The 25,257-nt window shown below is 61.5% G+C and carries 24 protein-coding genes and 2 pseudogenes; 13 read left to right on the top strand and 13 right to left on the bottom strand.

Annotated elements, in window-relative coordinates; genetic code table 11:
* Positions 1-160: 160 nt before the first annotated feature.
* Positions 161-802, top strand: a pseudogene (locus DEIPE_RS25695) (transposase family protein); the annotation flags it as partial.
* 22 nt (positions 803-824) lie between these two features.
* Here the strand turns inward: DEIPE_RS25695 and DEIPE_RS25210 are convergent.
* Positions 825-1,379 carry a hypothetical protein gene (locus DEIPE_RS25210; protein WP_052326886.1) on the bottom strand — a complete coding sequence of 185 codons (555 nt, stop codon included), beginning with the start codon at positions 1,377-1,379 and terminating at the stop codon, positions 825-827.
* Between the two features lie 121 nt (positions 1,380-1,500).
* Between DEIPE_RS25210 and DEIPE_RS24385 the strand changes: the two genes are divergently transcribed.
* The gene (locus DEIPE_RS24385; RefSeq protein WP_157449175.1) at positions 1,501-1,872 is read left to right on the top strand and encodes a transposase; all 372 of its coding nucleotides are present in this window, start codon (positions 1,501-1,503) and stop codon (positions 1,870-1,872) included.
* A 156-nt stretch (positions 1,873-2,028) separates the two neighbouring features.
* On the opposite strand, the gene DEIPE_RS21535 is transcribed toward DEIPE_RS24385, so the two are convergent.
* Positions 2,029-3,534, bottom strand: coding sequence for a histidine kinase N-terminal 7TM domain-containing diguanylate cyclase (locus DEIPE_RS21535; RefSeq protein ID WP_015231645.1), 1,506 nt, complete (start codon positions 3,532-3,534; stop codon positions 2,029-2,031).
* Positions 3,535-4,425: 891 nt separating this feature from the next.
* On the opposite strand from DEIPE_RS21535, the gene DEIPE_RS25690 reads away from it, so the two are divergent.
* Both DEIPE_RS25690 and DEIPE_RS21525 read left to right on the top strand, forming a co-directional pair.
* A complete protein-coding gene (locus tag DEIPE_RS25690; RefSeq protein ID WP_425387777.1) occupies positions 4,426-4,722 on the top strand; it encodes a hypothetical protein in 297 nt (98 codons plus the stop codon).
* Between the two features lie 411 nt (positions 4,723-5,133).
* Complete coding sequence (locus DEIPE_RS21525) at positions 5,134-5,451, top strand: transposase (RefSeq protein WP_342663301.1); 318 nt, start codon at positions 5,134-5,136, stop codon at positions 5,449-5,451.
* Positions 5,452-5,560: 109 nt separating this feature from the next.
* On the opposite strand, the gene DEIPE_RS21520 is transcribed toward DEIPE_RS21525, so the two are convergent.
* Positions 5,561-6,208: an HAD hydrolase-like protein gene (locus DEIPE_RS21520; RefSeq protein ID WP_015231471.1), complete on the bottom strand. Its 648-nt coding sequence runs from the start codon at positions 6,206-6,208 to the stop codon at positions 5,561-5,563.
* Between the two features lie 322 nt (positions 6,209-6,530).
* Between DEIPE_RS21520 and DEIPE_RS21515 the strand changes: the two genes are divergently transcribed.
* The 4 genes from DEIPE_RS21515 to DEIPE_RS24380 all read left to right on the top strand — a co-directional run bounded on the left by DEIPE_RS21515 (position 6,531) and on the right by DEIPE_RS24380 (position 10,586).
* On the top strand, positions 6,531-7,631 hold the full coding sequence (locus DEIPE_RS21515; RefSeq protein ID WP_015231644.1) for an IS4 family transposase: 1,101 nt from the start codon (positions 6,531-6,533) through the stop codon (positions 7,629-7,631).
* A 184-nt stretch (positions 7,632-7,815) separates the two neighbouring features.
* Complete coding sequence (locus tag DEIPE_RS22855; RefSeq protein ID WP_015231643.1) at positions 7,816-8,319, top strand: DUF6110 family protein; 504 nt, start codon at positions 7,816-7,818, stop codon at positions 8,317-8,319.
* A gap of 6 nt (positions 8,320-8,325) precedes the next feature.
* The gene (locus tag DEIPE_RS21505; RefSeq protein WP_015231642.1) at positions 8,326-10,446 is read left to right on the top strand and encodes a heavy metal translocating P-type ATPase; all 2,121 of its coding nucleotides are present in this window, start codon (positions 8,326-8,328) and stop codon (positions 10,444-10,446) included.
* Positions 10,447-10,481: 35 nt separating this feature from the next.
* Positions 10,482-10,586 carry a hypothetical protein gene (locus tag DEIPE_RS24380; RefSeq protein WP_425387773.1) on the top strand — a complete coding sequence of 35 codons (105 nt, stop codon included), beginning with the start codon at positions 10,482-10,484 and terminating at the stop codon, positions 10,584-10,586.
* 20 nt (positions 10,587-10,606) lie between these two features.
* On the opposite strand, the gene DEIPE_RS24375 is transcribed toward DEIPE_RS24380, so the two are convergent.
* The 9 genes from DEIPE_RS24375 to DEIPE_RS21465 all read right to left on the bottom strand — a co-directional run bounded on the left by DEIPE_RS24375 (position 10,607) and on the right by DEIPE_RS21465 (position 20,038).
* Positions 10,607-10,780, bottom strand: coding sequence for a hypothetical protein (locus DEIPE_RS24375; RefSeq protein WP_157449173.1), 174 nt, complete (start codon positions 10,778-10,780; stop codon positions 10,607-10,609).
* A 559-nt stretch (positions 10,781-11,339) separates the two neighbouring features.
* Entirely contained in the window at positions 11,340-12,257 is a 918-nt protein-coding gene (locus DEIPE_RS21500; RefSeq protein ID WP_157449172.1) for an ROK family protein, read from the bottom strand.
* A gap of 12 nt (positions 12,258-12,269) precedes the next feature.
* Entirely contained in the window at positions 12,270-13,508 is a 1,239-nt protein-coding gene (locus tag DEIPE_RS21495) for a glycerate kinase type-2 family protein (protein ID WP_015231640.1), read from the bottom strand.
* The gene (locus DEIPE_RS21490) at positions 13,505-14,761 is read right to left on the bottom strand and encodes an MGH1-like glycoside hydrolase domain-containing protein (protein WP_015231639.1); all 1,257 of its coding nucleotides are present in this window, start codon (positions 14,759-14,761) and stop codon (positions 13,505-13,507) included. Before DEIPE_RS21490 ends, DEIPE_RS21495 begins: the two co-directional genes overlap by 4 nt.
* Complete coding sequence (locus DEIPE_RS21485) at positions 14,758-15,843, bottom strand: ABC transporter ATP-binding protein (protein ID WP_015231638.1); 1,086 nt, start codon at positions 15,841-15,843, stop codon at positions 14,758-14,760. Before DEIPE_RS21485 ends, DEIPE_RS21490 begins: the two co-directional genes overlap by 4 nt.
* Before the next feature lie 36 nt (positions 15,844-15,879).
* The gene (locus tag DEIPE_RS21480) at positions 15,880-16,680 is read right to left on the bottom strand and encodes a carbohydrate ABC transporter permease (protein WP_015231637.1); all 801 of its coding nucleotides are present in this window, start codon (positions 16,678-16,680) and stop codon (positions 15,880-15,882) included.
* On the bottom strand, positions 16,677-17,600 hold the full coding sequence (locus DEIPE_RS21475; protein ID WP_015231636.1) for a carbohydrate ABC transporter permease: 924 nt from the start codon (positions 17,598-17,600) through the stop codon (positions 16,677-16,679). Before DEIPE_RS21475 ends, DEIPE_RS21480 begins: the two co-directional genes overlap by 4 nt.
* Positions 17,600-18,874 carry an ABC transporter substrate-binding protein gene (locus DEIPE_RS21470; RefSeq protein WP_015231635.1) on the bottom strand — a complete coding sequence of 425 codons (1,275 nt, stop codon included), beginning with the start codon at positions 18,872-18,874 and terminating at the stop codon, positions 17,600-17,602. Before DEIPE_RS21470 ends, DEIPE_RS21475 begins: the two co-directional genes overlap by 1 nt.
* Positions 18,875-18,931: 57 nt before the next feature.
* Positions 18,932-20,038 (bottom strand): substrate-binding domain-containing protein, encoded by a 1,107-nt coding sequence (locus DEIPE_RS21465; RefSeq protein ID WP_015231634.1) that lies wholly within the window; start codon positions 20,036-20,038, stop codon positions 18,932-18,934.
* A 348-nt stretch (positions 20,039-20,386) separates the two neighbouring features.
* Between DEIPE_RS21465 and DEIPE_RS25685 the strand changes: the two are divergent.
* Both DEIPE_RS25685 and DEIPE_RS24370 read left to right on the top strand, forming a co-directional pair.
* Positions 20,387-20,470: pseudogene (locus tag DEIPE_RS25685) on the top strand (MHYT domain-containing protein); the annotation flags it as partial.
* A 51-nt stretch (positions 20,471-20,521) separates the two neighbouring features.
* Positions 20,522-20,671, top strand: a complete 150-nt coding sequence (locus DEIPE_RS24370) for a hypothetical protein (protein ID WP_157449170.1) — start codon at positions 20,522-20,524, stop codon at positions 20,669-20,671.
* A gap of 106 nt (positions 20,672-20,777) precedes the next feature.
* On the opposite strand, the gene DEIPE_RS21460 is transcribed toward DEIPE_RS24370, so the two are convergent.
* The gene (locus DEIPE_RS21460; RefSeq protein ID WP_015231632.1) at positions 20,778-22,055 is read right to left on the bottom strand and encodes a TolB-like translocation protein; all 1,278 of its coding nucleotides are present in this window, start codon (positions 22,053-22,055) and stop codon (positions 20,778-20,780) included.
* A gap of 39 nt (positions 22,056-22,094) precedes the next feature.
* Here DEIPE_RS21460 and DEIPE_RS24365 point away from each other — a divergent pair, with 39 nt between their 5' ends.
* The 3 genes from DEIPE_RS24365 to DEIPE_RS21450 all read left to right on the top strand — a co-directional run bounded on the left by DEIPE_RS24365 (position 22,095) and on the right by DEIPE_RS21450 (position 24,831).
* Positions 22,095-22,304, top strand: a complete 210-nt coding sequence (locus DEIPE_RS24365) for a hypothetical protein (protein WP_157449169.1) — start codon at positions 22,095-22,097, stop codon at positions 22,302-22,304.
* An 88-nt stretch (positions 22,305-22,392) separates the two neighbouring features.
* Positions 22,393-24,003 carry a hypothetical protein gene (locus DEIPE_RS21455; protein WP_015231631.1) on the top strand — a complete coding sequence of 537 codons (1,611 nt, stop codon included), beginning with the start codon at positions 22,393-22,395 and terminating at the stop codon, positions 24,001-24,003.
* Between the two features lie 255 nt (positions 24,004-24,258).
* Positions 24,259-24,831 carry a hypothetical protein gene (locus DEIPE_RS21450; protein WP_041231992.1) on the top strand — a complete coding sequence of 191 codons (573 nt, stop codon included), beginning with the start codon at positions 24,259-24,261 and terminating at the stop codon, positions 24,829-24,831.
* The last annotated feature ends 426 nt before the right edge of the window (positions 24,832-25,257 follow it).

The raw sequence follows: 25,257 nt of genomic DNA, 5'->3' as shown, positions 1-25,257 counted from the left end.
CCCTCATGCCACGATTTGAAGGGTAGTCAGGCGTTAGCGATTACCGACAAAGTGCTCACGTCTCCCTCTCCAGCTCGAACAGCGCCTCAGATCACCTGGCTATGAACCCCAATTTTCGGCTCTGCGTCAACCTCGGTGCAGCGAGGAGACAAGCTGAGATATGGATGCGCTCCTGCTGGCCCTGCTCCACGCCGTCTTTCCCAGCGGCCTCAAATTTCGTGACCTACAAGTAGAAATCGGGGCTGAACAGGTCCATCTCCAGGCCGCGAGTACCTCAGGCTCGGCACCTTGCCCACAGTGTGGAACAGTCTCAACGCACCGGCACAGCCATTACTGCCGCACACTGCGCGACGTCTCCTGGGCTGGGTTCGGTGTCTTGATTAAGCTCGATGTGCGGCGTTTCCGGTGCCGTGACGCCCAGTGCTCCTGTCAGGTCTTCGCCGAACGACTTCCAGCACTCACGATACCCTACGCCCAGCGCACGACCAGCTGTGCCGACTGCCTGCGGCGACTGGGAACGGCGCTGAACGCACGGGGTGGTTCCCGGCTCGCTCACGATCTCCACGTGCCCGCCAGCCCCACAACCCTGCTCCGCGTGGTGCGTCAAACTCAGGTCGGAACGGCAACGGCGAAGATCATCGGCGTCGACAATTTCGCTTTTCGGCGCGGCCATACTTACGACACGATCATCGTCGACCTCGACACGCACCAGCCAATCGACGTGCTGCCTGACCGCTCGGCGCAAACACTTGCCACCTGGCTGCGGACGCATCCGGAAGTCGAGACGGTGGTCCGCGACCGCTCCACAGATTACGCTGCTGGGATCAACGAAGGGCGGCCTGAGGCGCAGCAAGTATTGGACTGCCCAACGGGTCGGGCGAAGCCCGCCCCTCGACTGGCACGTCCTCAAAAACCTTCGAGACACACTCGAACGTTGGATTGCGCAGCATCAGACGCTGCTGCGTGACGTCACCCTCGACGTCGTTCCTCGTACACTGCCTGTCACAGCTGTGCGCGAAGAGCAGCAGAAACGGCGTGAGGTGATGTTTGAACGTGTGCACGAACTTCGAGCCGAGGGGCACAGTATCCGATCTGTTGCACGCGAACTTGGGTGCAGCCGCTGGCTCGCCCGACGTTACGTGATCGCTGATGCCGCACCTGCTCGCGTTCGTCACGTTCGTGTTCAGAGCATCCTCGATCCCTTCCGAGCGCACTTGCACGACCGCTATGAACAGGGGTGCCGGAATATCGCTGAACTCTTGCGTGAAGTGCAGGCGCTGGGCTTCACGGGCTCCCGCAAGAGTGTCGCCCAGTGGATGTACGCCCGGAAGCGGGAGGAGACTGCCCGAGCCGAGTCCAATCAGAAGGAGCTCCAGCACGACAGGCTCGCTGCGCAGCGGCGTGTTCCACTGAAGCTGTCACCCAAGGAGTTGATGAGTCTGGCGTGGCGCGAGGAGCATCAGCTCACGGCTGACGAGCAGGAATGCTTTGCGGCGTTGTGTGTCCGGCTTCCGTTGCTGTACGTCGCGCGATCTCGTGTTGAGTTTCCGTGCCTTGCTGCACGAAAAGCGTGTGCAGGACGTCGAGGGGTGGTTGGAACGCGCCAAGGCGAGCGGAGTCCATGATTTGAACTTGTTTGCTGTCGGTATTGAGCGCGAGAAAAGTGCGCTGAACGCCGCCGTCCAGTTACCGCTGAGCAACGGACCTGTAGAGGGCGTGGTGAACAAGGTGAAGCTCATCAAACGACTGATGTACCAAGGTTGTGGAGACACGTCACTCGCGGCAAGACGAGCTCCGGGCCGCCCCGGAGCGTGCGGCCACGTACGGCCGAGCGTCGTTCTCCTTCTTGCGCTCTCGCATCCTCTTGGCTGACTCCCTGCACCGAGGTTGACGCAGAGCCAAACCGCGGGGTTCACTCCAGACCAGTTAATACACAGACTTTAGAGTCGCGTGGCGGCATCCTACGCAGCACATCTCGAACAGGCGGCTCACAATGCATGGTGCCCTAGCTGAAATCTCCCCAAGACGTCAGCTGACACGACTTTTCTTCTGCCGCCGCATGGCCTTGTCGGCGTACATGCGTTCGTCTGCAACTTTAACGACCGTCACATCAAGACCATCTTCAGGCCAGCAGGCAACACCGGCACTGGCCGATACGCATGGAAAGCCACCTTCCCGAACCTTGGCCAAGGCGGCACTCACCCGGGCATCCACCAAGTTACGGATTCCTTCTCTGGGCCGAGCCATGAATGCCGCGAACTCATCCCCACCGAGCCGAAACAATTGATCCTCAGCACGAAACGACGACTCGAGCGCTGCTCCAAACGACTTCAGCAGAGCGTCACCACGGGCGTGCCCCTCGCGATCATTGACGAGCTTCATGCCATCCAGATCAATCATCACCACTGCAAAAGACTCGCCATTGTTCTTCGTGCGTTCGAGGACCTTCTCGAGTTGCTCGTCAAAGGCACGGCGGTTCCCAAGCCCGGTCAGGGCGTCCTGAAAGGCAAGACGTTCTGTCAGCGCGTGCTGCTCTATACGGTCCGTGATGTCCCGCAGCATGATGACCTGCCCGACAGGGCGACCGCTATCTGACCGTACAGTAGAGGATGTGATCTCCCACACGGCCCCGTCGGTCGTGCGCCATTCCTTTGATGTACCCTCGGTGAACGGAAACCAGTGCGGGAAGACCTCCCGCAGTTCCCGATCCATCAAAACCGAACGCGCTGAGCCCAGGAATTCCTGTGCCCTTGTGTTGAGGTCAATGATCGTACCTTCGCGATCCACGACAATCACTGCTTCAGGCAGATGATCGACAACGTGACGATGTGCGACCGGTGCAGCTCGTAGCAGCCCGTAGCGCGCCATCCCCCATACGATCGGGATTAAAGTCACTGAGAAAGCAATTGGCGTGAGGTTGACGCCGCCCATAATACGAACGCCGACCAGGTACGTGAGATCACTGATCAGGACCAGCGCAGCCCCGTACAGTAGTATCAGCACTTGCCCGCGTTTCTGACCTCGAACGACACGCAACGACATGAGCAGCCGGTACACACCCCAGAACCCGATGAGGTTCGGGTAGCCAGCGACTCCGAGCCAGAACAGAAGACCACGCTCGAGGCGTATCTGACCGTCGGCGAAGGAAACGCTGGACCATACGAGGCCACTTGACCCATTCGTCCAGATCAGTGCGAGTATGAAAGCTGGAATCAGCAAGAGCACAAGAGGGCGGGCACCGGAAAGTTCCGGTTGCTTTGGACACAGGGTGCGGTCTATGAACACGAGCCACGCCACCGGGAGAGTGAGGATGCCAAGGAACTGAGCGCGAATCCAAAACCAGCGGGTCTCCGGATCAACGGCGAGGAAGGCTAGTGAGTCCCCTGCCAGCCATACACTGTTGGCAAGCAGCATAATGAAAAAGGTCCGTGGCACGACATGCGCGAGTCGGTGTGCCATCTGCCCGATCATCAAGAGAGAGACGGTAATGGCCAACAGAGGCAAAAGGGCGGACAGCGATAGAGAGTAGATCATGCACAGTCTCGTAAAGGGGCTTAGATGGAGACTAAGCAAATTAAGATTAATTTATAATATCTCACACTAGTCTTACATTTTAGCCGAGAGCTACAAGTCCGACCTTGCCCCACGTTTCGGCCGCTGCACGCGGACGCACGATGTGACGGCCAGCTGGCGCCTCTCCATCCCAATCGCTCTACGAACGCAACAACGAATGGTTTGAAGATCTCCGCGCCAAACCTACATCAAGGCGGGCGCCTCCATAGCGTCCGGATCGTCCCACCCTCGACAAGCCCTGCAATCTACCAGTGGATGTCTGTTGGTAGTCCGTTGTCTTGGTGGAGGCGCATGCTGAGGGATGGAAACCATTCCCCAAGAAGTACCAGAGCAGCTTGACAGCTACTGCAAGCTGCTGGATTCAGCGTTCACTCAGACCGTCCAGCGAAGAGCCTTCAGAACCTACCCGCAAGGCCTGCTGCTAGGCGCCGAGCGTAACAAAACCGCGACTGTCATCGCCAACACCGAGAGGCGGCAAGACCGGCAGCGAACACCACGCTGCCCAAACGTGTTCACACCTCAAATGGACGGTGCCGAGCTCCTCGTGTGGCTTGTTACGTCGGGTGTGTGGCTGGTTGGAGCCATTCGTATGGCTGCAACGGTACTGGCGTGCGTTCTCTCAGGCCGCGCCGCCTCGTGCCTTGAGGGTACTGCTTGAGCGGTGCCGACGTGGCCACTCGCTCTGCCTCTTTGTCACTTGATAGGAGAAACATCGTGCTGCTCGACGTTAACCTACAAAGACAACGGACTGCCAATAGTGGTGGGGTTGCTGGTGCTGCTGACCAATCCGCAGTTGCCATTCATCAACTGGCGTTCGAGGCGTTCTCGGCGTTTGGTACGGTGGGTCTTTCGATGAACACCACAGTTGAACTCAACACGGCAGGGCAGCTGGCGATTATTTTCCTGATGTACCTCGGCTGCATCGGCCTGCTGACTTTCGCGATTGCCTTAGCGATGTACGGGCAAAGGCCAGGCTCTTCCTGGCCTCAAAGGCATTCATCCGTCTGGCCGTGCCGTTCTGCCACTCCACCGCTGAAGTGTTCGGCGTCTGACACCCGAGTTGCTCGGCCTCGGCGTCCACCCTCGAGCATTTCCCGTGAGCAACGCGCTGGAGTACTTCCACCACCTTCCGTCCCTTCCGCCGCTTGATGATCAGCACGTGGGCGAGCGCGCGAGGCGCCCAGAATCGCAGCTTCTTGAAGCGCCCTGTGATCCTTGTCGTGGTGGTCGGTACGGGACGCCGAACACCTCGGGGAACAGTGACTCGTACACGGCCCAGCCATCGGTGAACAGCACCAGGTCATGTGGGTTGGCCAGTCATTGCCGGGCTCCCAGCAGCAACCTCCCTTCCAGATCCTCGTTGCGCTGGCCAAGTTCGCTTTGCACCAGGAACTTACTCCTGGGTTCGATAACGGTCGCCTCCCACAGCTGCTGATCTCGCCTTGTGCGAATACTGGAACTTCACCCACGCCGTGGAAAGCTGCGGGGAACTGGGGTCAAGCTTAACGGCTGTTTTCCGGTCGTTGGGGCTAGAACGCGTCCAGGTACTTGGAATGGCTGGTGGTGCTGGGCAAAGTGAAGCGCAAGGGCCCCGGGCAACCGCGCTTTCGGCTGAAGAAGTTGGTGGGTGACAAGGGCTACAGCTCTCCCAGCTTGAGGAACATGCTGCACCGCCGTGGCATCAAGTCGGTCATCCCCACCAAAAGCAATCAGGACAGGCAGGATGACTTCGACAAGGAGTTGTACCGGGAGCGCAACAAAGTCGAGCGGGCCATCAACCGCATCAAATGGCATCGCCGGGTGGCCACCAGGTATGAGAAGCTCGCCTGCATGTACGGAGGAATGATCCTCCTTGCCTGTATCCTCGAATGGCTCTAACGCGGATACGGATCAGCTGAACGCCCCAACTCTTGGTTGGCAAACACGCCGTCGCAGGATGTGCGCTACGCTGCCGCAGCCAACCTCAGGCGCAGACTGCTTCCGAGCTTCACACCATGGCCTTGTGAGGCGTGGCCACGACTCGCGAGATGCCTTCGGGAGTGTGCACGAGCCAGTCCGGTCGGGCGTCTTGCAGACGCGTGAGCGTGTCGACTCCCCAGCTGACCGCGATGACCTGCACGCCCACCTCACGGCAGGCGTCCACGTCGCGCTGCTCGTCGCCGACGTACACCAACTGGTCTGCCGGCACGCTCTCGTGGTGCATCAGGCGCCGCAGCAGGCTCGCCTTGCCGAAGATGCGGTTACTGCAATACACGCGTGACACCATCGCTTCGAGGTCGTAGCGGCGCAGCACATCGCGGATGTTCTCCTCGTTGTTGGTGGACAGCACACAGACCCGCATACCCCTGCCGCGTAACTCTCGCAGCAACTCCGGAACGCCGTCGTGCAATGCGACGCGCGAGGTGACCGCGCGATAGGCGCGCGCGACCTGCACCATCAGGCCAGGCAGGCGGTGCATGGGCACGCCCAGCTGTTTGCTGCGTTCACGCACGCTCAGGCCGCGCAGCAGATGGAGGTTCTCCGGGGTCATTTCGCCGAAGCCCTGCTTTCTGGCCACTTCGTTGTACAGCTCGACCACCAGGTGCGGAGAGTCGGCGAGGGTACCGTCGAAATCAAAAACCACATGTGAAATCATGTTCAGCTCCTTTGGACATCGCACGTCCATCAACCTCATCAGCAACACTTGATGGTGACAGGTGGCACTCGCGTCGACCTGCGCCTTACGGCGTAGTGAACGATTCACGCAGCAGTTCGAAATCGGCGTTTACAGGACTGCTAAGGGTGCGCAGGAACGCCTCGTTCTGTACAGGTGAGGGAAATGCCGATACGGAAGAATGGGCTGTAGCACGACCCTTCGGTACCGGACACCTTTAGGTTTTGGTTGTCCTGAACGGCATTTTTCTATTTCTCAGTTTTAAGGGTCATCTGGCCCAGCAGCAGAGCGGCATCAAGGGGTTGTGACCGCCCACGATGCCGCTCTGCTCGATCCTACCAGCCTCGCTGAACTCCTCAAACGTCACTCGCCGTTCTTGCGCATCTACACGCTCAGGAGAGTGGCCGATGTGGGCTGCGCCCTGATCCTTGCTCAATCCACCCGCCACGTCCGCCTCGCCCCGCACCTTCCTGGAGCTGCCTCGTTGGAAGCAAAGAAACGCCGGGTAGAACGCTGTCTCCAGGACGAACAACTGGATGCAGAAGTCTTCCTGTGCTTATTAATCTCCCTGCTTCCACCCGGCAAGCTGATGTTGGCCTTGGACCGCACGAACTGGGAACACGGCGAGGCCGACCTGAACCTGCTGGTGCTCGGCGTCGTGCTCGAAGGCTTCACCCTGCCACTGGTCTGGACTGCGCTTCCACACGGAGGAAGCAGCAACACAGCAGCACGGGAACGACTGGTGGCCAAGCTGCTCAAGCACCTCCCAGCCAAGCGCATCAAGGTGCTGGTGGCCGATAGAGAATTCCTGGGTGGGGATTGGTTCTCGTTCCTGCGGAAACGCAAGATCAAGCGTTGTATTCGCATTCGGCTCGACACCAAAGTCGATGACCTGCGCGTGGACGCAGCGTACAAGCACGTGCAGCCGGGCCAGGTGGTGGGGTTGTTGGAGAAAGCCAATGTGTACGGCAACGTCATGCAGGTGGTCGTCACGCGGACCAAGGACGGGGAGCTGTTCGCTCTCGCCACGGATTTGAAGATCTGGGAAGCGCGCACCGCATACCAGCTCCGCTTCTCGGTGGAATGCACCTTCGCTGCACTGAAGTCACGAGGGCTCGGCTTGGAAGAGAGTCACATGACCAAGGCGAACCGGCTGGAGCGCCTGTTCGGCCTGCTCACCCTCGCCTTCGCCTGCTGTTTGCGTGTGGGTGTATGGAGGAATGGCCTCAAGCCCATCCGTCGGAAAAAGCATGGACGCCGGGCCGTCAGCGTCTTCCGTTATGGCTGGGAACTGCTGGTGAATGCTTTGCGCTGGGCCTTACCCGACTTCCAGACTTACCTCGCTCTCCTCAGCCAACCTTTTCCCGCTCTAGGAGCCACTGGAGGCGAAGGTGTTATGTACTGAGGACGTCACCATCCCTGCCTGAGCCGCTCTCAGCTCTCGCTCAGCGCTTGACATACCAGGTTCCGGTAATGAAGCGATGACCTCGGTGTGGAATGGCGCATACTGATCAGAGACGTGCGTCTAGAAGGTGACGCCCAGCTCTGAAATTGCAGCGTATGTTAGCTACACCTAAGCGGAGGAACCCATGTCGGATCACGAGCAGAAAGTTAAAGTTGAGATACCCAAAATCAAGATCATTGCCCCAGATGGTGGAAACGATGGCGCAGCCTACAGTGGGGGCGCAGGTCAGCGTCGCCACGCACCACAGCTCCAGATGGCCCCCACCACCCGCAGCTTTCTGGGCGGTCTGCTTGTCGGGACCGTGGGCCTCAAGCTGCTGGGCAGCCGCGATGCCAAGCGGCTGTACGCCCACCTGATCGCCGGGGGTATGAAGATTAAGGACACCCTGGACACGTCCGTCGAGGGCGTGCGCGCCTCCTACGACGATGTGATGGCTGACGCCCGCAGCATCTACGAAAAAGACCGCAGAGAGCAGAAAAGCCGCGAGTATGCAGACCTGAGCGGAGATGGCGAGAACAACGCCCCCGATCTCGTGGACGCCGAACTGGTGGAAGCGAGGGCCATGCAGCCGAAAAAAACTGCTCCAGCCAGCAACAAGGGAGACGCCGAGGACACCGGCAGCCAGTGAGCCTGCGTGCGTTTTAAGGTTGAACACAGCGGGCCGGGCCGTTTAAGAGTTTCGTCGAACTCTCCCTTCGGCCCGGCGGCCCGCAAGGTCTTACGCGAACGGCTGCTGGACTTGCCAGGCGTCACGCGCGTGACGGTCTACAAGTACGGCAGCGGTCTGGTTCTCGAATACAGTGGCTCACGCGCCGCTCTCCTGAACGCGCTGCAACGCCTGGAAGTGCTGGACCTCTGCCAGGATTCCAGCGATATTGGCATCGCGCCGGAAGAACGCGAACTGTTCGACGTGTTCTACGAGGCGGCGCTGCGCCGGGCACTGACGCACACGCTGCTGCCGCCTGTCGTGCGCGCCCCGATCACGTTGATCAAATCGTTGGCCTTCATTCCTCCCGCCCTGCGCGCCCTGCGTCAGCGCCGTCTGACCGTGGAAGTACTGGACGCCACCGCCATTGTCGTCTCGCAACTAATGGGCGACTTCTCCACCGCGTCCTCCATTATCTTCCTGTTGAATCTGGGCGAGGATCTGCAAGGGTGGGTAGAAACCCGTTCGCGAGAGCGACTGGAGGGCAGCCTGTCGTTCCTCAGCCACAGCGCCTGGGTCATCACCGAGAGCGGCGGGCTGAAAGAAACGGCTATCGAAGACGTGCGGGTGGGAGACCACGTTAGTGTCACGTCAGGCCGGGCCATTCCACTGGACGGGGAGGTGCTGCGTGGGCGCGGGATGGTCAACGAATCTACCCTGACGGGCGAGCCGCTGGCGGTGCATAAGACGGTGGGCGATGCCGTGTACGCCAGCACTGTGGTGGAAAATGGCGAACTGATCCTGCGCGTCACCAGCCTCGCCACCGAGAACCGCATCAGCCAGATCGTGCGCCTGATGACCGGGGGTGAGGATTTCAAGTCCCCGCGCCAGCGCCTCAATCAGACCCGCGCCGACGCGCTGGTGGCCTACAACTTCCTGGGGGCCGCCATCACCTATGCCCTAACGCGCAGCGTGACCCAGGCGCTGCTGTTCCTGCTGGTGGATATCTCGTGCGTCCTCAAGATTTCGACACCCATCGTGGTGATGACCGCCATGCGACAGATGGGCGATCAGCAGGTTCTGATCAAGGGCGGGCGCTTCGTCGAGGAATTCTCGCAGATGGACACCTTCGTCTTCGATAAGACCGGCACGCTGACCACCACGCGCCCGCTGGTGATGGACCTGCTGATCTTCGGAGGCTTCTCGCGTCAGGAGGTCATTCGGTACGCGGCGTGCCTGGAAGAACACCATTACCACCCCATCGGCCACGCGGTGGTGGAGCAGGCCGAGCGCGAGAACATCCCGCACGCTGAGATGCACGGCGAACTGACGTACATCGTGTCGCACGGCATCCGGTCGGAGATCGACAGCAAGCGCACCGTGATCGGCAGCCGCCATTTTGTGATCGAGGACGAGGGTGTGCCAATCACAGCGGAGCAGGAGGCGGTCATCGCCGAGCAGGCCCAGCGGTACAACCTGCTGTACTTCAGCATCGATCAGCAGTTGGCGGGTGTCTTCTGCATTGATACGCCGCTGCGCCCGAATGCCCGGCAGGTCATGGACACGTTGCGGGCGCAGGGCAAGCATCTGGTGATGCTGACGGGGGATCAGCAGGCCCGTGCCGGGGAACTGGCTGCCGAACTGGGCATCGAGGAAGTCCACGCTGAGGTCTTCCCCGAAGACAAGCACCTTTTTGTGCAACAGCAGCAGCAACTGGGCCGCCGGGTGGTCATGGTGGGCGACGGCATCAACGACAGCGCGGCCCTGCACGCCGCCGACATCGCCGTGGTGATGGCCGAATCCGCTGATCTGGCGCAGCAGGTGGCCGACGTGGTGATCCTGTCCAACGATCTGGGCGCACTGACCGAGCTGGGCCACATAAGCCGGAGCCTGGAACAGCGGCTGACCGGGCTGTATACGGGGATCATCGGCGTGAACGGCGGGTTGCTGGCGCTGGCGCTGTTCAACGTGCTGCCCGGAAACCTGCTGGCCCTGCTGCATAATGCCTCCACCATCGGTTTCTCGCTGTACGGCCTGGGAGATCTACACGTGGAGCGGCCCGCGTTCCCGAATGAGGGGGAGTCGCTGCCAGCATCTGAAATGCGCTAGAGATCATCCGGATACTCACGACCAGGGGAGCACGCGTGCTCACGCACCTCTCCAATGATGCGTGGTTTGAGGGGACGCTAGGAAAGGAACAGCACTTTCAGATGGGTCGTCTGCGCGCCATTGAGACCGGGTGGGGATGACAGCGACACCGTCGCGTGCGTCACTGGTGCGATTGCAGGAGCGCGCGGCCTGAGCGGGTGGATTGAGCAAGGATCAGGGCGCAGCCCACATCGGCCACTCTCCTGAGCGTGTAGATGCGCAAGAACGGCGAGTGACGTTTGAGGAGTTCAGCGAGGCTGGTAGGATCGAGCAGAGCGGCATCGTGGGCGGTCACAACCCCTTGATGCCGCTCTGCTGCTGGGCCAGATGACCCTTAAAACTGAGAAATAGAAAAATGCCGTTCAGGACAACCAAAACCTAAAGGTGTCCGGTACCGAAGCACGACCCACTGCTCATCCGAAAGATTAAGCGATACGGGAAAAGAGGCTACCAGCATTCCCTGGATCGCCATATCCCTTCACTTTGCAAACACGCCTTTTCAGCACTATCTCGGCGATTAACACTGTGCCCACGAAACCAGAAACTGTCGCAGCACCCCTGAACACGACTCAGTTTCGTCCCATCCCCGGCGTTCTCATTAACTACACCGAAGCCATACGCCTCAGCCTAAGCCGAATCCTCCAGGAACAGAACGACGAACAGGACATTCATCTCAGCGCCCGCGGTACTCGATCCCGCCCGACTCCAGACGAGTGAGGCCTAAACAATTGTTTCACGGCCGCTACTCCGGGTGACTTTTCATTTCCAGCCCACCCATGTGTGGCATGTTCAGGCCCAGAAGAATCAGGTTCGGCAAATTTCGGTCGAGAAGTGCTTGTCACGCTGCGTCTATGTTAAGAAGCGGAAGATTCGGTAGATAGTATTGCCGCTCCCAGTAACGCTGCTTCCTCAAAGTTCATGCTTTGAACGCAGCGCACTGGATTCAAGCCACCTTGCAGCAGATGGCCAAACAGAGCCCATGACCGCGCAACGTTCCCGCCGACGACCAGGCAATCCGGGGCGAAGCACTTCACAACCGGAAGGAGAATGTGCATCAGGTGTTCACCGAGTTCTGTGAACGCGTCGCGGGCAGCGTCGTCGTACGCAGCTCGCTCGCTGATCTCCTTCGGCGTCAACGTCGCGCCAGTTCTCACATGGTACGCTCGGGTGACGGCCTGTCCATTCGCGTACTCCTCGGCGAGGCCGTTAAGGTACGGCAAGCTCCAAAGTTCCCCTTGGGCTGGAACCCCGTCACCTTCGGTCACGATGCGGCCGTCACGAATGAATCCGGATCCCATGCCCGTGCCAAGCGTCAATCCAATGACACTGGAACACCCGCGCGCCGCTCCGGCCCACCACTCCCCCAGCGCGAACAGGTCCGCATCATTCGCAATTCGGACTGGCATGCCAGCCAAGGGAGTCCCCACCCAGGCTTCCTGAAGGTCGTGCAGGATGTTCCGCTCGTACAGTGCGTGGAACTTGTGCTGCATCAGCGACACCCCGGCAACATAATCAAATGGTGCCGGCATCGCCATCCCAATTCCGGCAATGACCGCGTATGGTTCGACACGCGCGGCATCCAATGCCGCATGAGCCAAACCGGAAATGATGGCTTCCCGGTTCGCCTGCTCGTCAATGGATCGACGGGTGAGGGTGGCCGGGAGCAACGCGCGGGATGTCAGGTCGACAACGGCGGCAGTGATGTGGCTACCACCAACATCGAGTGTTAAGGCGAAGCGGAATGGCGGATCCGAGGTCATGTACTCTCGCATGAATTCACCAGTCTATTGACGTAACATGCAGCGGAAGTCGTTGACGTTCGTTCCCGTCGGCCCGGTTTCCACCAGATCGTCTAGAGCGGCGAAGAAGCGGTGCGCGTCACTCCGCTCAAGGTAAGTTCGAGGATCCAGACCAAGCGCTGCGGCGCGCTCCAGGGTGTCCGGTGTGAGAATGGCGCCCGCCGCGGAACTGCTGCCATCAATGCCGTCCGTGTCGGCCGCGATTGCATACACGTCAGGCGCTTCGAGCGCCAGCGACAGCAGGAATTCGAGGTTCCGACCGCCACGCCCGCCCCCAGGACGAATGATGGTTGTGGTTTCCCCTCCGCTCAGCAGCGCCTGCCGTGAGTGAAGGAAAGTGGCCTGCGCCGCGTGCGCTTTCGCCGCTTCAATGGCTGGCCCGGTCACGTTTTCCTGCCAAATTCGCGCTTGCCAGCCGTGTTGCTGGAGGCAGTCTGCTGCGGCGCTGAGGGCGGTGGCTGCGCCAGCGATGACGCGGTGCTCCACATGATCGAAGATTGGATCGCCTGGTTTGGGAGTTTCGGGCTGGACCTTGATCACGCCGCGCACCAGTTGAGCGCGCACGCTCGGAGCGCGGATGCCGTAATGGTCGAGCACGGCCAGCGCGTCCCTGAAGGTGGTGGGGTCAGGCGCGGTCGGACCACTCGCGATGGTCGACACATCATCCCCGACCACGTCGGACACGACCAGTGCCAAAACCCGCGCTGGATAAGCCGCGCGAGCCAACCCGCCGCCTTTGATCGCCGAGAGATGTTTGCGCACCGTATTGATCTCATGAATAGAGGCGCCGCACGCGAGCAATTCCCATGTCAACCGCGCTTTTTCATCTAGAGTGACGCCCGTCGGGGCGGACACGAGCGAGGAGGCACCGCCGGAAATGAGGCACAGGACGAGATCGCTTGGTGTGAGGCCCTGCACGGTTTGCAGGACCAGTTGCCCCGCGCGGGAACTCGCTTCACTCGGGGCGGGGTGTGTGCTCCCGAGGACAGTGAGATTCTCTACGTGCGCGGGGAGTTCCTCCTGACGTGCGACCACCACGCCGGTCGCGCGTCCCCCGAGACGCTGCTGGACGGTGCTCGCCATGCTGAGTGCTGCTTTCCCGATGCTGATGATTACGGTGCGGCCTTCGACCTCGGGCAAGGGAACGTCGCGCAGGACGCGGGTCGGATGTCCAGCTTGGATGGCCGCGCGGAAGGCTGTGGTGAGAGCCTCGCGTGGGTTCATTTGGTCCAGGCGAGGTCGATCGCGGCAGTCCACGTGAAGTCTCTTCCTCCAAGCCCTTGACCCGTAAGGGGATTGAAGTACTCGTAGTACCCGTTGCGTTTCACGAGTTCGAGGGTGTCGAGCTTGACGCGGTCCGCGAGGTCGTCGAACCCATTGCGCCGCAAGCCTTGCTCGATCATCCAGTTCACGACGGACCACACTGGCCCACGCCAGTAACGTTGTGGTTCAAACGTGTAGTGGTTCGGGTCGGTGCTGGGCACCATAAAGCGAACCTGTTCCGCCCAAGACGCGAGGGTGCGCGCCAAGTGATCTGCACGGCCTTCAGGCAGGTCACCGGCGTACAAGGGCAGGAAGCAGCTGCTGGTCATGACGTCGGTACTTTCCCCGGTGCGCTGGTCGAGCATTTGGTAGGCGCCACGCTGATCGTTCCACAGGCGCTCCAGTCCACGTTGACCCAGGGTGATCCACCCTTCGATCTCCGCGGTGGGTTCGCCGAGGCGCTCAGCAAGTACACGCAGGTCTTTATCGGCGCGCAGCATGATGCTGTTGAATCCCGGCGAGGTGACGCACAACGGGCTGGTGTTCACGATTCGCGCCGGGTCGTAGTTCATGGTGCGGAAGTGGTGAACAAGCGTCATGTACCGCTCGTACTCGGCGTGCTTGGGACGCTGGCTGGCGTCGACGTGGTTGGTGTCGCGCCGCTGGAAGGATGGGAGGTCCGCTGCGACCATGACGTTGGCGAGCGCGCTGTCCCACGCGGGGCTGTTGTCCTCCCCGCTTTCCCACGGGTGGACGATGCTGATCAAGCCGACCTGCTCCGGGTCGCGGTAGGTGTGCATCCAGCGGTGAAAGCGCAGCAAACGCGGGTAAAGTGCGCGGAGTTGCTCCGCGACGAGCGTTTCGTCCTGCGCATGCTCCAGGAGGTGACGCGTGATGGTCGCGAGCACCGGTGGGTCGGTGATGCCGCTGGTGGGCGGCTGGTGCGGAGTGCCCCAGGCGTCCGGGCCGGGGAAGTAATTGTCGTCCGGACGATGAAAGACGATGTGCGGCACCATCCCGTCGTCCCATTGCCCCAGCATCAGGCTGTGCAGTTCCTGCCAGGCGCGCTGCTCGTTCAGTTTCTGCCAGCCAAGCGCGGTGAAACCGCTATCCCACATCCATTGAAACGGGTAGAGGTTGCGGGTGGGTACGCTGTAGCCACCGCGGTCGTTTTCGTGCAGGATTTCCGCGGCGCTGAGTGGACGGGTGGTCATGCGAGTTGCTCCTGAGGTGAGGTCAAGGCGAAACCGGTTTCCGGGTCGAGCCAGCGGGTTCGGCGCGCGTTGGGCTGAAGGTAGAGCGTGTCGCCCGTTCGGACGCTGAGGTGCGGGTCGGCGTTGATTTTGATCAGCTGATCATCGAGTGAAGCGGTGATCAGCAGGTGGGGCCCGAGGTGCTCGACCAGTCGGACGGGGGCGGGCAGGGCGTCGCTGGTGGCCGTGAGGCTGATGCTGAAGTCCTCCGGGCGGATGCCCATCAGGACCTCGCGGCCCGCTTCGTCCGGGACCCGGAGTGCCGCATTCGCGGTTTGCGCGTACTTCTGACCGGCCTGCTCATGCACGGGGAAGCGGACGAAGTTCATGGGTGGGTTGCCGATAAAGCCACCGACGAACGTGTTCGCGGGTTCCTCGTAGACTTCCACGGGTGGGGCGTACTGCACGATGTGCCCGCCGTGCATGACGGCGATGCGGTCGGCCAGGCTCATCGCTTCCACCTGGTCGTGCGTGACGTAAATGGTGGTGGTTTTGGTGCCTTGCAGCAGCGTCTTGAGTTCGGCACGCATTTCGAGGCGCAACAGCGCGTCGAGGTTGCTGAGCGGCTCGTCCATCAGCAGGACTTGCGGCTCGACGGCGAGCGCGCGAGCGACGGCGACGCGTTGGCGTTGCCCGCCGGACAGTTGCGAAGGGTAACGTTTCAAATATGGTTCGATGTGCATGAGCGTCGCGGCACGCTCGACACGCTCGTTGATGAGTTGCTGCGGGGCGCGTTGCATACGCAGTCCAAACGCGACGTTGTCGAACACTGTGAGGTGCGGGAAGATCGCGTAATTCTGGAAGACCATCGCGATTTGCCGTTGACGTGGCGCGAGGTTCGTTACGTCACGCCCACCGATGAAGACGCGTCCGCTCGTCGCGGTTTCCAGTCCGGCGATGATGCGCAGCAAGGTGGTCTTTCCGCAGCCGCTCGGACCGAGCAGCACGACGAACTCCTGGTCTTGCACTTCCAAGTTGATTTCAGCGAGCGCGGTGGTGTTCCCGAACACGCGCTGCACTTGTTCAACGCGAATTTCTGCCATGCGATGACCTCCAAAAGGCAAAGGGAGCGGTAGGGTTCATCGGCTGGAGATGCCCCACAAGGTGAACAGGTAACGCCGAACGAGGAACAGGAACACCACGGCCGGGACGATCAGGATGAAGCCACCGGCGAAGCGGAATGGCAGCGGCGCTTCATTCAGTGACGTGAGCAGCAGGGCGGGCAGCGTCGGGTTCCGCAGCGTCAGGATGGTGGATGCGAACACCTCGTTCCAGCTGATGGTGAACGCGAAAATCGCGGTGGCGGCCAGACCGGGCAGCACCAACGGCAAAACGACCTTGAAGAACGCCTGGATCTTCGTGCAGTTCAGCGTCCACGCGGCTTCTTCAAGTTCAACGGGGACGCCCATGAACAGTCCGGCGGTGACGAGCACCGCGAAGGGCAACGCGAGGGCAGTGTGCACGAGCGCCACCCCGATCAACGTGTCGTACAAACCGAGCTGGATGAAGCGTACCGCGAGGGGAATTGCGAGGATGGCGAGGGGAAACGCGCGGGTCAGCAGAACCAGGAAGCGGTAACTGCCACTGCCGAAGAACTGGTAGCGCGCGAGGGCGTAGCCGGCGGGAGCGCCGAGCAGCAAGGCCAGCACCATCGTCATGATCGCGGTGATCAAGCTGTTCCAGAAGGCGGGCAGCACGCCTTGCACGGAGAAGAAGAACTCGATGGTCTCCAGGCTGAACGGGAGTGGGAAGGGGGGTTTGGGAAAGGCGTTCACGCCGGCGCTGGTGCTGAAGGTATTCACCGCAACGAGGTAGATCGGCAGCAGCACCCACACCACTGCCAGGACGGCCAGCGTGAGGTACAAGGGGCGGTTCTTCATACGGTCGCTTCCGGTTTCACGCGAATGAGCTTGAGGTACGCGAAGGTGAGCAGCAGCGAGATCGCCATGATCAGCACGCCGTACGCGGCGGCCACGCTGGCGTTTTGGTACGTGCCGTACCAGTTGTAGGCTTCCCCGGCGAGCACCGGCAGATTGCGTCCGCCGAGCGCGCTGACGACGGCGAACACTTCCAGTGCGGCGATGGTGCGGAGGATCAGGGCGTTCTGTAAGCTGGGTTTGAGCAGCGGCAGTGTGATCTTCGTGAAGCGCTGCCAGGGCGTGGCGCCGAACACGTCCGCGGCTTCGGCGTACATGCGTGGGATCAGTTGCATGCCGGCGACGAGGATGACCAGCATGATGGCCGTCGCGCGCCATAACTCTGCCAGTATCACCGCGAGGAGCAGCGTGGTCAGCGAGTCGTAACTCAGGAACGTCAGGGGCTGCTCGATGGCTCCGGCGCTCATCAGCATGCTGTTCAGGTAGCCGCGTTCGGTGAAGATTGCCAGCCAGGCGATCCCGGCGGCGATGTCGGAAATGCCAAGCGGAATGGTGAGGACGTACAGCAGGGTGTTCCTGCCCCGCTCCATGCCGCTCACCAGGCTCGCCAGGCCGAGGGCGAGCGCGGCTTGCAGCGGCACGACGATCACAGTGAGCAGCAAGGTGTTGCGCAGGGCGTCGCGGAAGTTCAGGTCGTCCGCCATGCGCTGGAAGTTCTCGGTGGTGAGACTCCCGGTGGTGCCCCGCACGGAGAGCAGCACCGCTTCAATCAAAGGCCAGGCGAAGAGCAGCAGTAGAAAGATGACGCTTGGCGCGAGCAGCGCGTACGGCACCCAGCGCTGGCTCCGCACCCGGGCGGCGGGCGTGGTGACCGGACTGAGGAGCGCCGGTCCCTTCCCGCCGACTGGAGTGCGGCGACTCATTACTGAACCTTGCAGGTGTCTTTGGCGACCGGGTCAGGCGCCCAGCACGCGGCCTTGCTGGTGTCCAGAACCCGCTGAAGCTGACGGGCTTGCGTATTCAGTGATGACTGGATGTTCTGGTTGCGGATGATCATGCGTTGGAAGGCGTCCACGTAGACTTTGCTGAACTCGCCGTCCTGCGCGCCGAGCCCGACGGGCAGCAGGGCGGCAATGCTGCCCTCGCCGGACTGCTTCTCCACAGCCTCCGCCATGATCTTGATGCCTTGCGGGAGGTTGGTGGGGAGGTTTCCGCGGGTGACGGGGAAGAATCCCGTTTCACGCAAGGTCTGCGCTTGCGTCTCGGGTTTGGTGAGGTGCTTGATGGTCACGACGGCGCCCGCGCGGTTCGGGGCGCCTTCGGGAATGCCGAGGCCCGCGATAACCGGCATGTAACCGCGCCCGGCCGGTCCTTTGGGCGCGGGGAACGCGACGAAGTCGTTGGGGCGCTGGGTGAAGGCGTCCTTGAGGCGCGCCGCGTGATCCCACGCGACGAGCACTTCGCCGGACAGCAGGGGTTCTTGCATGAAGTTGTAGCTGGCACTCTGCGGGTTGGTGTACTTCCAGATGTCCTGCATGTCCTTCCAGGCTTCGGCCGCTTGGGGACTCTTGAACTTCTGGACGTAACTCCCGGTGTACGAAGGGAGCAGGTAGCCTTGCACGTAGCGGTGAATCAGGCCGTTCGGGCCGGCGGGGAACCCGAGGCGTTTCCTGCCGGTGGCCTGCTCGATGTTCTTGCCCCACTCGGCGAGTTGTTCGTACGTGAGGTCGTTGAGGTCCGCACCTTTGGGCAGGTACTGCAAGGCGTCCTTGTGGGCGGCCATCAGGTAGGTCGCCTGCGCCCAGGGGATGTACTTCTGGTTGTTCGTGCCGAGCTTCCCGAGGGAGACCATCGAGGGAATGAACTTCACGTTGTTGAGGTCCTTGAGGACGTCGTCGACGTTGTCGAGCGCAGCGGCGGCTTGCAGGGCGGTGAAATCCCCGTGGAGGCCGCCGGCGAGGCTGACGCTGGGTTTGCCGGACTTGTTCTCGGCGATGAGGCGGCTGACGAACGGGGCGTTCTCCTGCCCAAGGAACTCTACTTTGACGGGCGCGTCCTTGAGGATCACGTCGCGCATGCTTTGCGCTTCCTCGAGTTGCCGAAACTGAGTGCTGGCGAACAGCACTGAGTTGTTTTGCGCGAGGGCGATGCTGGCCACCGTACCGAGTCCCATCAACCACCATTTGCTGTGCTTCATACCGTCCTCCTTGGACTTTGAATGGAAACGAAGGGCCGACGACCAAAGTGCGGAACTTCAGTCGTGTTGCGGACGTGACGAGGATGGAATGGACCTAGCCTGTCGTGGAGAGTGAGGGGAAATCGCCGCTGAGCTCGTGTGGTCCTCGGGGTGGGTGGGGACTGGAGCGTGGCTTGCGCGCAATACCAGCTCGGGAGCCCACAATTCTTGCAGCTCAGCTGGGGAAACGCCGCTGAGCAGTTGAAGCTGCATTCTGGCAAGGTGTTGTCCGGCCTTACGGGAGGAAGTGCTCAGGGTGGTGAGGGGTGGATTGCTGTAGCGGGCGAAGGGGAGGTCCTCGTACCCGATGACGCTAACGTCCTTCCCGACTTGCAGGCCGAGGTCCGCGACCCCGTGCATCACACCGAAAGCCGTGAGGTCGTTGACACAGAGAAACGCGGTTGGCGGGTTTGGTCCTTTGAGCAGCACCTCGGCGGCGCGGTGGCCGCCGACCTCGTCGAGGTCGCCGGTGAACAGGAGCGCTGGGTTGAGTTCGAGGCCGGTTTCGCGGAGGGCCCGGACGTAACCGGCGTGGCGTACGGCGTGGATGCTGAGTGGCTCGGGCGCGTTGATCAGCGCGATTCGGGTATGACCGAGTTCGAGCAGGAAGCGCGCGGCTTCATAAAAGCCTCGCTCGCCGTCCACGTCAAGGTAAGCGTAGGGAACGTTCGTCTTCGTGCGTCCGTGCGTGACGAACGGCACACCGGCCGTTTGGAGAAAAGTGACGCGCTCGTCGTGGACGCGTGTTCGGACGACGATGGCGCCGTCGACGCGTTTACCTTGGATCATGCGTCGGTAGTACTCCGTTTCCTGCGGGCCTGGAGGGCAGGCGGTGACGAGCAGGTCGAGGCCAGCTTGGGCGAGCACTTCACCGATGCCGGCGATCAGTTCGGAGAAGAAGGGGCTGGCGAATTGTTGGGGGGGTACCGGGAGGACCAGCCCGATGGCATCTGACTTTCCCAAACGCAGACGTTGCGCGGCTCGGTTGGGTTGGTAGTTGAATTCGCGGGCCGCCTCGATGACACGCTGGCGTGTTTCTTCATTGACGTCGTTGTATCCCGCTAGTGCCCTGGAGACGGTCGTGGCCGACAGTCCGAGGTGGTGGGACAGCCTTTTTAAGTTCACGGCCGCTCCTTTTGCTCGTTTGGTGGCTGAATCGTAACCCAAATCGTTTTGGAAAGTCAACCCAAAACGATTTGGAGGTCTAATCGGGGTGAAGACATCGCACTGGGCGATGATTCGCCGCTCCAGCGTCCCCAGGTTATCCGCGAACGGCCTGCGGCTTTGGGGCCGAGGGTCACCCCGCTGCTGGTCACGCACCGTCGATGGGTGAGGTAAAAAAAGGAACACTTCCGCCGTTCGACAGTGAAGGCGAACCAACTACCGTAGTCACGAACGTCAGCCGAACCTCAACCGACCTGTATGATGGGCGCCAGCCTGATGCACCCCGTGACCGGATAGTACGACCCGCAACTCGTCCTGCTCTCCATCCTCATCGCGAGCCTCGCGTCCTACGCCACCCTCAGCGTCGCCGCCCGCATCCAGCTCAACGCCCGCCGCCTGCTCGCCCCGCACCTGCTGTTCAGCGCGCTCGTCATGGACGTCGTGGTGAGCGCCCCTGAGGCGGCCGAGGAAGCCTACGCGCACCTGCACGCCGCGATCGAGGAGGCGGGGGCGCGCGGCGCGCGTTCACGTGGGGAGCTGCCGGTCGTGCTGGGGCAACCGGGGCTGCTGGTGCAGTTTTGGCTCCTTCCCTGACGTCAGGCTGGGGTATACCTCAGGTTCAGGCCGAACGGTACGGGGCGGCTGAGCGCCGCAGTGAAAAAGTCCTGCATGTCTTCACACCCAACACAAGGCTGACGGATTACTTGCCGGGTTTCCACGCTGGCGCGAACGCATCGTTGGCCAGCAGCGTCAAGCCACTGCCGTCCATCGTCACGCGCCACACGCTCGTCGTACCGTCAATCTCCCGGCCGCGAGACCGGTCGAACGCGATCATCCGCCCGTCCGGTGAAACGCTCAGCTGCCCGGCGTACTCGTTCGGGAGGTTCGTCACGCGCGACGACTTGCGGCTGGCGAAGTCATACCGGAAAATGTTGGACCGGCCCACCTCGTACTCCACCACCTCCTCCGCCGAGTACACGAAGCCGGACCCGTCCGGTAGCCACGCGAGTCCACGGATCCGACTCCGGCCGTCCGTGATCTTCACGAGTGGCGCCCCCATCCGCTTCGCGCCTGCCTTCACCCGGTAGATACCATCCCCCGTGAAATCCCAGCCCTGCACCAGGAGTTCACCAGCGAGCGCAGGTGTGGGTCCGTACGCGGCGTGCAGTACGATGTCCGGACCGTCCTCGGCATTCACCACGAACTCCCCGAAATCCAGGGGCGCGGGATTGGCCGGCACGCGCCGCAGGCTGGCGAGACCGTACGCGTACGCGATGTATGTTCCGGACGGATGCCATGACGCTGAGCGGGGCTCCAGTCCAGGCTGGAGGGATGAGATGAACAACGTATTCGTCGTGAGCTGCTTTCCCCCTTGCGGTTGAACGGCCGTTCCAATGAAGTACGCGCGGTTCAAGCCGGCGATGAGCGTGGCAACCTGCCCGGAGTCCTTCCCCTTCGTGAGTGCCGCGACGTTCGGTACCGTCACCGTGGTGCTGCCCCCGGCAGGAAGCGACACCGCCTGAGCACTCGGCGCACCCTGGAAGTACAGGAAGCCTGTGAAACTCTCGAAGCCCACGTTTTTTACTGGGACACGCACTGTCGCTTTGGGGTACCGGGCGAGGTCGGCGCAGGCGGGTGCCTGCGTGACGCGCCGGTGACCTGAACCGTCAGCACGAATGACGAAGACATCCGACAGGTTCATCGAGCAGTGATTTTCGTGCGTGCTGCTGAACGCCAGTTCTTTACCGTCAGGCCGCCACGCCAGGTCGTAGATCTTGATGGTCTTGTGCGGGTCAGGCTTCTCGAATGCCCACACCCGGCGGTCGTTCGTGCCGCGCGCGTCAACCATCCTGATTTCCTGTTCGGTGCTGGCACGGACGTACGTGACCAAACCGGCAGGTGATTGCGCGACCGACGCCCCGGGCAGGCACAGCAACGCAAAAGCCAGGGTCCGAAGGGAACGTGAAATGGGACGCATGGTACTCCTCCTCTGGATTGAAGGGCGTAGTCGTGCTGCGTGAGTCACTCACTGCCCGAACGCCAGTTGAGTGTGTCGGGTCCTCGCGTGGCCCGCCTTTCTGTCGGTGAACTGGACGGGTCGTCTTCTCATAGCGTACGGCAACAACGAAACTTCCGCACCAGCAACCCGGACATCGAACCCCAGTTGGGGATGACCAACCGCCTCGACCTCAGCAAGCGAAGGCCGTACCGCGTTGGTGTACGATAATCGTGTTTTCAATTCAGAGTAGCGAACGGGGAAACAGCCAGGACTCGCCGGGTCCCTCATTCATCCCCGCGCTCAAGGGGTGATGCTCATGTCCGTCCTCCGCCGAGTTGTCCTCGCCATCCTCATGGTGCTGCTCACCGCCTGTGGCGGTTCCACCACACCACCCGCCAAGGACGTCGGTACGGTCACCCGACCCACCGGCAGTCCCCTGAACGTCACCGTCACCCTTGACGCCACCAAAGCCGTCAAGCAGACCATTCCCATCCAAGGCGGCACCCTGAGTGTCACCGCGCAGGACGGTACGGTCTACACCCTCACCATTCCCAACAACGCCCTCGTCGCCGACACCGAAATCACCATGACCCCCATCACCAGCGTCACCGGCGCACCCGTACAAGGCGGCAAGGTGTACGGCGTGAATCTGCAACCCGCCGGTTTACGCCTGTACCATCCCGCGGTCCTCAGCATCGCCCCTCCAGGCGGCAGTGACAAAGAAGCGATTGGGTTCGCCAGTCAGGACAACGGCAAAGACTTTTACCTGCACCCTTTGGCGCTGACGGCCGGGTTGAAGATGAATTTGCTGCACTTCTCCGATCACGGGGTCTTCTACTGCTGTGAAAATGCGCCGTTGATCGTGGTGAATAACCCACAGACGCCACAACCCATCGAGTCCGTCCCGGGAGACTGGGAAAGTGAACTCGCGCAGATGATGGAAGAACTGATTCGTCACGAACGAGAAGCGCAGCAGCGCAACGAACCCGGCGATCCGCAGTTCGACATGAAGCTCTCGGCCATCATGAACACCTTCTACAAACAGGTGATTCAGCCGATGCTCGGCCAGATCACCACTGACTGTGATTACGCCAAGGCGAACGTCGCGAAGGTCCTGTCCTGGAACCGTCAGGTGGCCTTGCTGGGTCTGGATGACGACCTCACCACGCAAGTGACGAGCGTGACGAACGCGGTGGTCACGGGGATGGAGAATTGCTGGAAGAAAGCCACCGGTCCTTGCGTGGACCCAGGTGATGCGGTGCAGTTCGCTGAGGTGGTGAAGGTCGCCCGGATCAATCAATTGCTGGGTGGGGACAGCGACAAGTACAACCCGAATGATCCGGAGTTGCGCTGCGCCTGCGGCGACCTGATGAATACCGCCAAATGGACGGGCAGCGCGAAGTACACCTTCAAGCAGACCGCTACGGATGGCACGACCACCGTGATGGTCCAGCGAAGCGTGGATTTCACGTTCAACATCCTCAACCGCTTCGACTACGGCCGGTACGCCTTGTGGAGTGGCATTACCGTCACGGGAGGCACGGAGTCGGTTCATGACACGTACCACATGGACCAGGCTAAGGTGAGTGTCATCGGCAGCGGAACGCCCTCGGGAGCGAATGTCTCGCTGACCATCTACCCGGAAACCTGCACGTACGCGTTGATCTTCCAAAATTCCATCAAAGGAATGCACAGTGCAGGTATCCAGACCTCAACGCTGAATTTCGTGCGGTTGCAGGACCTCCCCGTCCCGAGTGCGCCGGTGCTTTCCGGGAGTGTCAGTGTGCCGTCGGTGATTTCTCCTGGTGCAATTCCGGACTTCAGTCATTACATGTTCGCTGGTCACTTTTCGAGTGAGTTGGCGAAGTTGACGAACAATACCTTCAATGAACTGCAGGTGACCTGGAGCTTGACCCCTGTGAAGTAGCAGGTATGGCTTGTCAGTCCAAGCCGACCGGCTTGAGCAGGAGGAGTGTCACGGCGCCGGCATAAGCGGTCGGGCGTCCGTCCGCCGGATCGAGCATCTCCGAACCCGGCTGTACCGGGCACGAGGCGTGGCAGGCACAGGTGAACCGGGCGCTGCACGCGCACCGCACGAAGGTTGGGAGACGTTCAGGTGCATCACAGGTGAGCATCAGGTGAGTCCGGTAGAGTGAGTTCGTTGGAGGGTTGCGGTGGCCCCTTGGGTGGGTACCGCAACCCTCCACGCGACTTCACCATGCCACGCCTGCGCGCAACTACCCTGATCGGCCTGCCCGTCACCTGCCCGGACGGGACGTGCCTGGGCCAGGTCACGCAGGTGTTCTTCAACCCTGCCACAACGGCCGTGATGATCCTCCAGCTGACCGGAGAACACCACGAACAGCTGGTGCTGCCCTTCGAGGCCATCTACGAACTGAGCCCAGCAGCCGTCGTGGTCACCAGCGCCGACGATCCAGCACCCGTGAGTGCGTTTCCCCAGGCGGCGGCGCTGGTCGCGCAGCAGCGTCCCTTCCAGGAGATCGAGGTGCACATCAAGGGCGTCTCGGCGTGCACGCGAATCCGTGACGTGGAGTTCGACGCAAACTCAGGTGAGGTGCTGTCCTACGAAGTGGCCGCAGTCGCCACCTCAGGAGAGCGGTTCATGGTCGTCCCCGCGTCCTCGGTGCGGCTGAACGGCAACAACGCCGATATTTATGGTGACGTCGCTGCGCTGCTGAACGACGTCCTGTTCCTTAAGCCCGACACGTGGCAAGCACACGATGACGTCCCCTGAGGCGACTGGTCGGCCTGTCCCCACCGCGCTCTTGTGCCCGGAACACGGCACGCCGCTGACCTCAAAAACTGGTGTGAATGTGCTTGAAGTGCCAGGTCGGGTCTCCTGCTGACACCCGTTATGTTCGCCGGCAGCAGAAGAACACGGGATGGCTGACCGCGGTACAGCATGATCGCCAGGCTGCTCATTTCTTTACAGTACCCGCCACTTTCGGTTCCGTGGGGCTCAGCGGTGGGGAAAACTGTCCCCGTCCGCAGCGGGTGTGCTGGTTTGACAATGTTGGGGTTGGCGCAGCCTCGCCGGGCATGCTCCTTCTCAACGATCTCGCGGTCCTGGTGGTCAATTTCAGGCTGGGTTTCTCCTGATACTCAGCCTGGTTGTACTGGGCCATCATCTCACTCCCGTCTGGCACACGCATCCTGACGC

Origin of the sequence: Deinococcus peraridilitoris DSM 19664 (assembly GCF_000317835.1) — a bacterium.
In the GTDB taxonomy this organism is placed as follows: Bacteria; Deinococcota; Deinococci; order Deinococcales; family Deinococcaceae; genus Deinococcus_A; species Deinococcus_A peraridilitoris.
Note: the sequence above shows the minus strand (reverse complement) of the source record. Positions and strands in the feature narration are given on the sequence as shown.

Coding starts and splice junctions, on each gene's coding strand:
- DEIPE_RS21535 (WP_015231645.1), bottom strand. CDS start 3,534: ATGATCTACTCTCTATCGCTGTCCGCCCTTTTGCCTCTGTTGGCCATT.
- DEIPE_RS25690 (WP_425387777.1), top strand. CDS start 4,426: ATGAACACCACAGTTGAACTCAACACGGCAGGGCAGCTGGCGATTATT.
- DEIPE_RS21520 (WP_015231471.1), bottom strand. CDS start 6,208: ATGATTTCACATGTGGTTTTTGATTTCGACGGTACCCTCGCCGACTCT.
- DEIPE_RS22855 (WP_015231643.1), top strand. CDS start 7,816: ATGTCGGATCACGAGCAGAAAGTTAAAGTTGAGATACCCAAAATCAAG.
- DEIPE_RS21500 (WP_157449172.1), bottom strand. CDS start 12,257: ATGCGAGAGTACATGACCTCGGATCCGCCATTCCGCTTCGCCTTAACA.
- DEIPE_RS21495 (WP_015231640.1), bottom strand. CDS start 13,508: ATGAACCCACGCGAGGCTCTCACCACAGCCTTCCGCGCGGCCATCCAA.
- DEIPE_RS21490 (WP_015231639.1), bottom strand. CDS start 14,761: ATGACCACCCGTCCACTCAGCGCCGCGGAAATCCTGCACGAAAACGAC.
- DEIPE_RS21485 (WP_015231638.1), bottom strand. CDS start 15,843: ATGGCAGAAATTCGCGTTGAACAAGTGCAGCGCGTGTTCGGGAACACC.
- DEIPE_RS21480 (WP_015231637.1), bottom strand. CDS start 16,680: ATGAAGAACCGCCCCTTGTACCTCACGCTGGCCGTCCTGGCAGTGGTG.
- DEIPE_RS21475 (WP_015231636.1), bottom strand. CDS start 17,600: ATGAGTCGCCGCACTCCAGTCGGCGGGAAGGGACCGGCGCTCCTCAGT.
- DEIPE_RS21470 (WP_015231635.1), bottom strand. CDS start 18,874: ATGAAGCACAGCAAATGGTGGTTGATGGGACTCGGTACGGTGGCCAGC.
- DEIPE_RS21460 (WP_015231632.1), bottom strand. CDS start 22,055: ATGCGTCCCATTTCACGTTCCCTTCGGACCCTGGCTTTTGCGTTGCTG.
- DEIPE_RS21455 (WP_015231631.1), top strand. CDS start 22,393: ATGTCCGTCCTCCGCCGAGTTGTCCTCGCCATCCTCATGGTGCTGCTC.